Source organism: Paenibacillus agaridevorans (genome assembly GCF_018604145.1).
Lineage (GTDB): Bacteria > Bacillota > Bacilli > Paenibacillales > Paenibacillaceae > Pristimantibacillus > Pristimantibacillus agaridevorans.
On record NZ_CP075889.1, the window covers coordinates 4,754,946 to 4,764,651 of the forward strand.

At 48.1% G+C, this 9,706-nt stretch carries 12 protein-coding genes; 1 reads left to right on the forward strand and 11 read right to left on the reverse strand.

What is annotated here, in order from left to right; all coding sequences use genetic code 11:
• Nucleotides 1–17: 17 nt before the first annotated feature.
• Nucleotides 18–203, reverse strand: a complete 186-nt coding sequence (locus KJW29_RS19405) for a Spo0E family sporulation regulatory protein-aspartic acid phosphatase (RefSeq protein WP_214625793.1) — start codon at nucleotides 201–203, stop codon at nucleotides 18–20.
• 159 nt (nucleotides 204–362) lie between these two features.
• On the opposite strand from KJW29_RS19405, the gene KJW29_RS19410 reads away from it, so the two are divergent.
• A complete protein-coding gene (locus KJW29_RS19410; protein ID WP_214625794.1) occupies nucleotides 363–695 on the forward strand; it encodes a helix-turn-helix domain-containing protein in 333 nt (110 codons plus the stop codon).
• A gap of 26 nt (nucleotides 696–721) precedes the next feature.
• Here the strand turns inward: KJW29_RS19410 and KJW29_RS19415 are convergent, their stop codons facing one another.
• The 10 genes from KJW29_RS19415 to KJW29_RS19460 form a co-directional block, all read right to left on the reverse strand.
• A complete protein-coding gene (locus KJW29_RS19415; RefSeq protein ID WP_246608285.1) occupies nucleotides 722–1,561 on the reverse strand; it encodes a VirB6/TrbL-like conjugal transfer protein, CD1112 family in 840 nt (279 codons plus the stop codon).
• A gap of 62 nt (nucleotides 1,562–1,623) precedes the next feature.
• Nucleotides 1,624–1,926 (reverse strand): glutamyl-tRNA amidotransferase, encoded by a 303-nt coding sequence (locus tag KJW29_RS19420; RefSeq protein ID WP_214625795.1) that lies wholly within the window; start codon nucleotides 1,924–1,926, stop codon nucleotides 1,624–1,626.
• On the reverse strand, nucleotides 1,923–3,704 hold the full coding sequence (locus KJW29_RS19425; protein WP_214625796.1) for a VirD4-like conjugal transfer protein, CD1115 family: 1,782 nt from the start codon (nucleotides 3,702–3,704) through the stop codon (nucleotides 1,923–1,925). The genes KJW29_RS19420 and KJW29_RS19425 overlap by 4 nt, the downstream gene beginning before the upstream one ends.
• The gene (locus KJW29_RS19430) at nucleotides 3,691–3,882 is read right to left on the reverse strand and encodes a hypothetical protein (protein ID WP_214625797.1); all 192 of its coding nucleotides are present in this window, start codon (nucleotides 3,880–3,882) and stop codon (nucleotides 3,691–3,693) included. The genes KJW29_RS19425 and KJW29_RS19430 overlap by 14 nt, the downstream gene beginning before the upstream one ends.
• Before the next feature lie 30 nt (nucleotides 3,883–3,912).
• Nucleotides 3,913–4,821 (reverse strand): hypothetical protein, encoded by a 909-nt coding sequence (locus KJW29_RS19435; RefSeq protein ID WP_214625798.1) that lies wholly within the window; start codon nucleotides 4,819–4,821, stop codon nucleotides 3,913–3,915.
• Complete coding sequence (locus tag KJW29_RS19440; protein ID WP_214625799.1) at nucleotides 4,818–5,732, reverse strand: PcfB family protein; 915 nt, start codon at nucleotides 5,730–5,732, stop codon at nucleotides 4,818–4,820. The genes KJW29_RS19435 and KJW29_RS19440 overlap by 4 nt, the downstream gene beginning before the upstream one ends.
• Nucleotides 5,641–7,059, reverse strand: a complete 1,419-nt coding sequence (locus KJW29_RS19445) for a relaxase/mobilization nuclease domain-containing protein (RefSeq protein ID WP_214625800.1) — start codon at nucleotides 7,057–7,059, stop codon at nucleotides 5,641–5,643. Before KJW29_RS19445 ends, KJW29_RS19440 begins: the two co-directional genes overlap by 92 nt.
• Before the next feature lie 34 nt (nucleotides 7,060–7,093).
• Nucleotides 7,094–7,426, reverse strand: coding sequence for a plasmid mobilization protein (locus KJW29_RS19450; RefSeq protein ID WP_246608286.1), 333 nt, complete (start codon nucleotides 7,424–7,426; stop codon nucleotides 7,094–7,096).
• 346 nt (nucleotides 7,427–7,772) lie between these two features.
• Nucleotides 7,773–8,723 carry a DUF3991 and TOPRIM domain-containing protein gene (locus KJW29_RS19455; RefSeq protein WP_214625802.1) on the reverse strand — a complete coding sequence of 317 codons (951 nt, stop codon included), beginning with the start codon at nucleotides 8,721–8,723 and terminating at the stop codon, nucleotides 7,773–7,775.
• 161 nt (nucleotides 8,724–8,884) lie between these two features.
• Entirely contained in the window at nucleotides 8,885–9,706 is an 822-nt protein-coding gene (locus KJW29_RS19460) for an Rpn family recombination-promoting nuclease/putative transposase (protein WP_214625803.1), read from the reverse strand.

Consider the following 9,706-nt stretch of genomic DNA (forward strand, 5'->3'; position numbering starts at 1 on the left):
TTCCCCCTATATTTCTTTTATCGCGCCTGTTCAGTCCGCTTGGCCTTAATATGCTGATAGCAAGCCAACAATTCATCCAGCTTGCGGCTTTGCTCCTGGACTTCTTGACTGTCGGACAAAGGAACGGACTGTTCCATGGCCTTTTTACCTAATGCATTTAGCTTTCGCCGCTCCTCCTCCATTATTCTCAGTAATTCGTTCATTCCCTCAACCTCCATTCCAGTTATGAAATGTAGAAAAGATGAACACAATGTATATTATAAAACTACCTTAATAGTAGTTTCAGGACTCATTTAAGTCAATTGTGTACTCCTACATAATAAGAGTTATAGACTGATTACGGATGAGAAGAGGTTACTGTAATGATTGTTTACGATAAAAAGAGGGTAGGTAAACGCATTCGGAAGCAACGCGATGCTCTTGAAATTTCCCGTGAACAAATGGCTGAGCATATTAGACGAGTACCACGGTTCTGTGGAGATATTGAACGCGGAAAAGTCGGCATGTCCATTGAAACAATGCTCAGCATATGCAATTTGCTCAAGCTTTCTCCTAATGACTTATTGATGGATAGCGAGGCAGATTCGACAAGCAATGAAACTGAACTGATCATGGCAGCACTCCATAACTGCACAGAGAAGCAGCGTAAGGACGCCTTGGCTCTTTTGAAGCTATTCTTAAATGCGATAAAGTAACCTGTACGCGTCTTCCTTCATTTTAACTACAGCCCCATCATTTCCCTCACTATACGGTCAGCCATCTTCACCATACCTACAAGCACCAGCATGTTAAAGATTAACTCCCCAATATAGGTCCACACCATTGTAATCGCTCCGGCTCCCTCTTCCACTGCCGGAGGAGCAGCAGCAAACGCTGTAAAGATAATGCAGGCCAATACGATGATGGCTCCCTCCAGACAGACTGCAGCATATCCCTTTAAAAAGGATTTTCCAATGGATTGACTTGGCTCTCCTGCAAAGGAGGAAAGCGGAACTGGTGCAATCGCTGTATACAAATAGATGCGAAAGAATCGCCCATAAACCGATAAAATCATGATGAAGGACAGCACTGTAATAAACAAGCTGCCCAGCAGCGTTACAATCCATAAGGGAATACTCTGCCAAAAGCCTACATCCTCTATCGCTTGGGCAATCGCATTTGGAAGAGCAGCTGCGGTAGCAGAGCCGAAGCCTGAACGTGCCATCATGGTCGAGATGATGCCCTGTACAATCGTAAACAGCGTCATCATTAGCTCCAGGCCATATGTGACCACCGCCTTTGCCAGTACAAAGCGGATGAACAGCTTGACGGCTACCTCTGGCTTTTTCACCTCTGCAAAGCTGCCTGTTGTTTTCACTACGCCAATGACAAAAAATAAGACCAGCAGTGCTAGTCCTGTTGCCTGCAAGCCCCCATGAATATCCAGAATGACGCGCCAGACACTGCCGCCCTTAAATTCAGCAGGCGACTCCGTCACAAGCGTCCAGATTTCAGTCATTTTGTCGTTCCACGTTTCTAAAGCGTTCTCCAGGTTCTCAGCAATCCAGCTATTTTTAGACACAAGCTTCCTCCCCTCCAGCAGCAATGGGCAGGCACAAGGCCCGCCCCGCCTTTATTCGCTGGTCAGCCAGTGATGAGATTCAATATTTCCTTGGTGAAGGTAATAATGATGCCTCCAGCCAAGGTCAAAAAACCGTTGGCACGCTGGGATGGATCATGCGATTTAAAGGATAACCCCACCTGTACCACACCAAAGCCTAAAATAATCATCCCGATAGCCCGAATTAAGCCAAAAATGAAGTTGGATAAATTGTTGACTGCTGCCATCGGATCACCTGCTGCATAAGCAACAGACGAAAAAACCGTACTGAGCACGGTCAAGATGTATAGCCCCATCAGCCACTTTCGTATTATGCTTCCCTTCATGCAATTTCGCCTCCCTGATCTAAAATGCTTGCCTCCACTTCCTCCTCCGATAACAGCTCGTACTCCCCATCATCGTGAAGCACAATAGACCGCCAATCCAACGCATGCTCTGTGCCTCCATGCTGAAAAGGCGACTGTTCTCCATCTGCTGTATAGGGGAGGTTGGGATGCTTCAATAAATTGTATTTGTCGTCTTGTACCGGATGCTCTCCCCGAATAAAAAGCAGAGCATAGCGGTTATCCAGCAGACGCACCTCATCCGGTGTGAGCAATTCACGCCCCGACTGCTGATAATTGATGGAGTAGCTCCCGTTCCGCCCCTTGCTCTGACCATACGTATTGGTATCAATTGTTTCCTTACCCAGCAGCTCCGACACGTATTTATGCGTGGATTGCTCATTACCTCCCAAATACAAAAACACATCGCAGTTTCCTACGATGGACTCCCAACTATCCTTATAGAGCGCCTTAAGCTGAGCTAGATTTTGCAAAATGATGGATACCGATATTTCCCGGCTACGCATCGTAGAAAGAAGCTGCTCAAATTGATCGGGCAAGGCGACGTTGGCAAATTCGTCCATAACAAAGTGAACATGAATTGGCAAGCGCCCGCCATGCCGATAGTCCGCCTCATACATCAGTGCTTGAAAAAGCTGCGTATACAGCATGCCTACAATAAAATTGAAGCTGCTATCATTGTCGGGTATAACGGCAAACAAGGCCGTTTTCTTCGTGCCGATACGAGATAATTCCATTTCATCCACTGTACTCATCCCGGCAATGCTGTGCAGATTATACTTTTCCAAGCGAACCCCAAGCCCGATCAAAATGGATTTCGCTGTTTTTCCGGCAGCCAGCTTGAAAATGCTGTACTGCTTCACAGCTAGATGCTCCGGCTCCCGCATTTCCAGCCGTTCAAACAGCTCATCGAGCGGACTTTGGTAGGCTTCATCCTCCTCGCGTACCTCTGCCGCTGCAATCATCTCCATCACCATCGGGAAGTTCTGCTCCTCTGGCGGCGCTTCGTAGAGCAAATACAGGATGAGCGCTTCGAGCAGCGCCGTTTCGGAGCGTTCCCAGAACGGGTCGTTGGTGCTGCTGCCCTTGGGCGTCGTGTTACGAATCAGATTCGTGACTAACTTCAGCACGTCCTTGTCGTCCTGCAAATAGGCAAACGAATTATAGCCGTGGGAACGGTGCGGATTGATTAAATCCAACACCCTGATGTCATAGCCCTGTGCCTCCAGAAGATGTCCCGTGTCCCGCAAAATCTCCCCCTTAGGATCAAGCACCACATATGAGGTGGAGGCCTGCATGACGTTTGGCTTGGCATAAAAGCGTGTTTTTCCCGCGCCAGATCCCCCGACAACCAGCACATTCAGATTACGGCGATGCTTTCGTCCGTCCAGTCCTATCCGCACTCGCTGCGTTAAAATTTTGTTTTGCTCCGGCGTCTTGCTTTGGTATTTAACATTCATCATTTTTGGCCTGCCCCAGCGTGCGCTGCCATGCTCCTCGCGGCGGCGGTAATTACGCGGTGAAGCCATATAAATGCCTGCTCCGAGTCCATAGGCCAATATAAAAATAAGTAAGCTGCGCGGCGTATCCTCTACCCATTGAATCCGAAAAGGCTGCTGTATAGCTTGGTTCAGATGTGCAAGCATGCCCAGCAGTCCCTCTGATAAGGCAGGTGCAGCAAGCAAGGCCAGCCAAATAACGGGAACAAAAAAAGCCGCAAAGAGTAACAGATTACTCCTTACGGCTCTATCGCGCTTCATGGCGTTTCCATCGCTTATGCTTTTGATAAGGGGCTTCAATGGTCTTTAATAGCAAATCATCGACTGCATCTGTCGGGCGCTTCTCGCCAATCAAATCATTGCGCAGGGCATGCAACGCATGCACCATAATTCCATGCTCGTAATGATCCAGATTTAACACCCGTGCATTCTGCTTCATAGGCTCTCCCTCCTGCATTCATATAACTACTCAGCGGGTAGGCTCAGTAAGCCTGGCTTGACGCTGCTGCTGCGAAAGCTGGCGATTCATTCGAACGATGCTGGGCTGCACCGCTTCCCTAGTTCGTGTCAGTTCTGCACGAAGCTGCTGTGGCTCCATCTGCCCCAGCAGCTCCGGTGCTCGTTGAAAGGAAAAGCTGCTGGTAGTAAATCCAAATTGCTTGCTCAGCATATAGGCTGCGCAATACGCATGAAAGCTGCTCTCGGAGCGCTTATACTCCTTGCTCCCGGTATCCAGCTCCGCATATGCAAGCTCCTGGGCCAGCGCACGAAAAATATCACCTGCGTCTAGTCCGCGGCGAATGATGATGCTTCTTGTATCCGGCTGATATAGTGCATGCATTTCTTGCGGCAAGCTATCGCTCATCGCAATCGGAACTGGCGCACGCTCAATCAAGGCCTTGATCCGTGTGCGTTCGTCAGGCAAGAACGACTGATCCTGCTTCTGCGGAGCAGTTGTTTGCGAAATATCAAACATCTTTTTGGGATTATAGCTAATCGCAGTGCTCCCATCCTCTCGCTGGTAGCTCTCCCCCGGCTCCAGAATATAGAATCCCGTTTCCTTGCGTCGGATAAATACGCCTTGCTCCTTCCAGCTTTCAAAATCACCAATACGAGTGGCTTCTGGCTTTTGGGCTAAAATCAGCAGTGCATTGGATACGCTATAACGGTCAAAGCGACTTTGCACATCCAAATATCGCTGGAAAGCCTCGCCGCTTTGAGCAACCTGCAGCGTAGCCGTATCAATCGTGTCATACGTCCACTGCCTTAGCTCCTGCTTTTTTTGCACCCATGCCTCTTTATTAAAGGACTGATCGGTATGGTCAGTTGATGAAGGAGTGGATGCCTCTTTCCTAAATAAATCATCCAGCCCGCTCATTTTGCCTTCCCTCGCTTTCTTCCTCCACTGCCCTTAAGCTTCGTATTTTTCGGCTTGCCTGCAGTGATGCGTTCTTTCCTTGAAGGCAGCAGTTCTTCTTGTAATACAGGCTGCTTCTCCTTATTGAGTCTGCGATTTTCCTCACGAATGTCACGCAGCAGCTGTCGAACAGAGACCCGCTCTGGCTCCTTGGGAATCTCTCCATCAGGGATATCCCTTACGATAGCTTCGTTGGGCTCGGAGATAGGCTCTGACGGATGGCGCTGATTCGGCTCCCTTCTCATCTCCTCCGCCCGTTCCTCCTCCTTCATCACCGGCTGTTCCTCCATGGATCGAGTCAACTCCGGCGTTTCGTGCTTTCCCATCAGCTCGTCCAAAAAATCCTCCGCACTCCTATGCTCTGAAACATCCGAAGCCTCCGATGGAGCCGGCTCCTGTCCAAGCACTTGCCCTTGCTCTTGTGGCGATTCCTGTTCGGCTGCTTCCACCTGGTCATGGCCACGTGATTGCTCAATCTCACTTTTAATGCTTGCCGTATCGACGGTTGCCAGCTTGAAGCGCTCCACAATCCGATTGATTTTAGAAGCATCCTCTGCTCGCACCATAATATCGCATAAGCCATCGACATTCTTTTTGTCACGTAATGCGCAGTACAATACGCCATACCGTTTTGCTTCCTTACAGAAGGTTGCCAGGTCTTCATTTCTTACGGCAAACACCTTCAGCTCCTTACCACTTCGCAGCATACTCTCTAGGCGAATACTACCCTTTGTCCGCTTTTGCCCCTGCAAGGCAGCAAATAGATACACGGCCAAATGTTTAGCGCCTTCGCCGGAAATTTTGGCCATCACCTCGATACTTCGCAGGCTCATGTTCACGACCTGATTGGCCGCCTCTGCTTCGGTACTCATCCTTCTGATCCTCCCCTCGCCAAACTCTCCGTTCTTCCCTTAACACAGCCTGCATGCCCTCCGAACGCTCCAGTATTCCCTCGCCAAGCCTCACCTCCCTTCGTAGTGCTACAAGCTGCTTCGATAGAGTGGATATATCTGCTTTGTAGCCCTCTCGTTGTCCATCATCCCTACAGCGGCGAAGCCGATGATAGATTCCCTGCCGCCTGTTTATTAATTCCTCCATCTGCACCCTCACTCCGACCAAGTAAAGCCCAAGCTGCTCCTTTGTGGAGATTTTCTTTTCGCAAAGCATTTTTGCTTGCGCAGTCAGCAGCGTCATCCTACGCATATCCTCTCGCAAACGAAAGGTTGGTCTTTTAGGCATCCGCCGGCTAGCCGGAAGGATACCCAATTGAAACAGGTACTTCACATATAACCCCTGCAAACCTTTGAGCTTGCGACTACCAGCAGTTCTTCCGTGGTGGATGATGCCCCGTCGCCTTCGTACGGGCGACAATGAGGCAGCCTGTTTGGGCAATCTGTTCTGCAAAATACGCTGTTTAAGTGCCTCTTCGGTATAGTAATCACCAAGACTGCGCAAACGTACAAAGCGCTCCTTGCCCGGAGGACGAATCGCCAGATGCTTCACCGTTGTCTTTACCTCGTAGCCCTTCTTCCGCAATTCAGCAAAGAACTGCGTCATCGTCATGGAGGTTGCTATCGCTTGATCCACCTCCTCGCGAATGAGTCCTCTCCAGGTCGGCCTATTTTCACGCTCCGCCTTCCATTCTCCGTAATGCGCAGCCTTTCCTCGTTCGGGCTGCACAATTACCGACAGCATATGCTCTCTACAAAGCCGATCCGATGTTTTGCGAAGAAGAGCATAGGAGGCTTTGTTATCGTAGTACCGTTTACCGTCTAAAAAAGAAACAGCATTCAACACAAAATGATTGTGTAAATGCTGCTTGTCCAGATGAGTGGATACAACCACCTCAAAGCGCTCGCCCCATAGCTCCTGCGCCAGCTTCACGCCAATAGCATGTGCGATTTCTGGTGTTGTTTCTCCGGGCGCAAAGGCCTGATAGCCGTGAAAGGCCATAATTCCATCTGTCTTTTGAAATTGTCGCTTCGTGCGCTGCATCTGTTCATATGCAGTTAGCGGGTCGCAATTGATGCCACTCACATATAGCTGCCTCTCCGTTTTGCTGCCGTCCTGTACGTAATTCAAGGCTTGTTGCAGGCCATTTTCCACCGTTTGAGGCAGGATAGTCTTTTCGGGATTGGCAACATAATCAATGACGCGCTTTAGCCGATCTGTTACATCCCAAATAGCTGTTGTTGCCAACGCGACACCTCCTTCATTATGGTGAAGGCGTGTTTTAGCTTGTTCGCTTTTCTGGAGTAGTTACAGCCTGTTGAATACGTTGAACAGATTCCCGAAGTCGATCAGCCTCCTGCTGGAAGACAAGTCGATCCAAGTGTCCTGTCGCATTAGCTTTGGCGGCAAGCTGATTCAAGTTGTTGCCGATAGCATGAAGCTCTCGCATCATGGTGTAGTAGTCTAACGGCGGCAATTCTTTAGGAACATATCCGTTAATTAGCATACGAATGTAAGCTTCTCTGGAAAGAGCAGTGTTTTGAACTTGGGTAACCAAGCGTTTATTCTCCTTTTCATTGAGTCGAACCACAATGCGAATGTCACGTTTTCTCAACAAAACGACTCCTTTCTGTAGCCATTTTGAAATAAATATGCTCTTAAAACCCATGCGTCTGTTTAAAAACAAAAATGCTAATAAGAGTCGCCAAGGCGCGGGGTATTAGGGGCAATGCCCCTAACAAGCGAATTTGGGCAACCAAATTCAGTGCTTGCTGCAACACGAGACATTCGTCTCGCATTGCTCTTTAATGACACCTGCCGAAAAAAAAGTGAGTGCTGAACCCTAAAAATCACCTATCTACTCTTAGATAATCGTTCTAAACTTCTTGTGTTGAAGTACAAAATCAAAACATCATTTTCTCCATTCATCAGTATCATTCATCTCCATAGGACAAGCTCACTTAGCGAGACTGTCCTCGCTGATTAAGATAAGTTAACAACATCTCGTTTACGTCTTTTCCATATCGTGGCGGTTCATTAGAAATAGAAAGCTGGGAAGACAGCAAACGTTTAATATCCAATGCAGCTGCCCTTCCCGGCTCGTCATTATCCAGATGTAGCACCAATAGATTGATTTCAGGGCAGGCTTTCAAATACTGCGTTAAGGCCGCTGGAGAGGCAGCTTGAACTTTTCCCAATGAAGGCTTATAGATACCGGCTAATGAGAGTAAATGCGCCTGATTCCAATCTGCTCCACTTAATCGTTCCATCGTGCAATACGATAACAGATCAATTGCGCTTTCAAATAAATGTAGAGCCTGACTGTTCTTTTGCGCAGCAATAGAAAACGAATATCGCTTGTCACTACCGCTTGCTTCTCCCATATATCTTGTGGTGCTGGTTCCACGGATAGCCGCATAACGAGGAACACCTTGCAGATCAAAGCCAACAAAAACCGCATTGTGGTAAGGGCGACTTTCATACAGTCGCCCTGATTCCAAACAAAAATCAATGACGCTGCGATGAATCCCTCGCTTGCTTAAATAAGCGATTACACGCTGAGAGCTATCGTTTCGTTCCGGTAGTTCGAATTCTTTATTAGACGAGAAAATGGTATCATGCTGAATATCCATGTAAGGTCTGTCGATTGAAGACTGCCCTGTTATCTCAAGTACAGCTTCAGGAAAGGACAATCCCCTGACCTTAATCAAATAGTCCAGTGCAGAGCGACCACCAATCCCCCGCGACCACCAAAACCATTTGCCATTGGAGATTTTTAGGCTGTCATGTGTTCGGGTGGAAAAAACATTTCGTGAGCATCGAATTAATTCCGTGGGCTCGTACATCTGCAAATAAGTCAGTAGATCCCATTGCTTTGCTTGTTCAATCTGTTCCTTGTTCACATAGCTCATGGCAATCCCTCCAACGAAAAATGCCCCTTACAGCAGCAATTCCTTACTGGATTTCCCCATTTTTCGACATTATTCTCGGAATTTGAGCAAAAAGAAAGACAGCCCTGCGGCTGTCGTCGAGTTTAAATTTTGGATTTTGAATGTAGAGACTACGCTTTAGCCTACTGTCTCAGCACTTTGATTTCTTCCACAGACAACCCTGTTGCTTCCGAAATCGTTTGCAGGTCTACTCCTCTGTTCAGAAGTCTGATGGCAATTTCTTTGCTTGTTTCAGCCTTGGCTCCCTCAATTCGGGATTTCTCATCGCTCAGCGCCTTCATCCGGGCGTCATAAGCCAAACGCGTTGCCGTATCCTGGCTCAGAAACTCTAGCGTATCCATCGCTTTTTTCAGCATCGGCTCCTTCATCGTCAGCACCTCCCAATTGGATTTATCTACACCCTTTAAAAACAGCAGCCAGTTTACCAGTCCGCCTTCTTTAAGCTCTGCCGCATGCTCACTCAGCTTGGTCAGTTCTATGATGTGAATCTCAATATCATCCAGAAGCGGAATCCCTGTGCGATCCTCACGTAGATGAAACACGCTATGGTAACGGCCGTTGGGCAGGCATGAGTAATTCAGTATATTGATAGTCACACATTTCTTTAAAGTATTGTAGTTGCCGCCCTTAGGTATCTGATGGTAGTACATTTCAGACCAATAAAACAGCGTACGTTTTTCCATATGATACGGGTTGAACAATTGCATTTCGATATTCAAGAGCTCGCCCTTGGCTGTCTTGGCCTTGATGTCCATAATCGACTGCTTATCATTCGGACTGTCTGGCTCAGTGTAAGGGTTGAGCAGCACAATCTCGGTTAGCGGCGATTCGCCTGCCTCACGAAACGTGCTATTCAAAAAAGCCAGCAGCACATCCTTATTATGCTCACTGCCAAAAATTCGTTTGAAGATCACATCCACACGCGGATCAAGCAGCTCGAACAT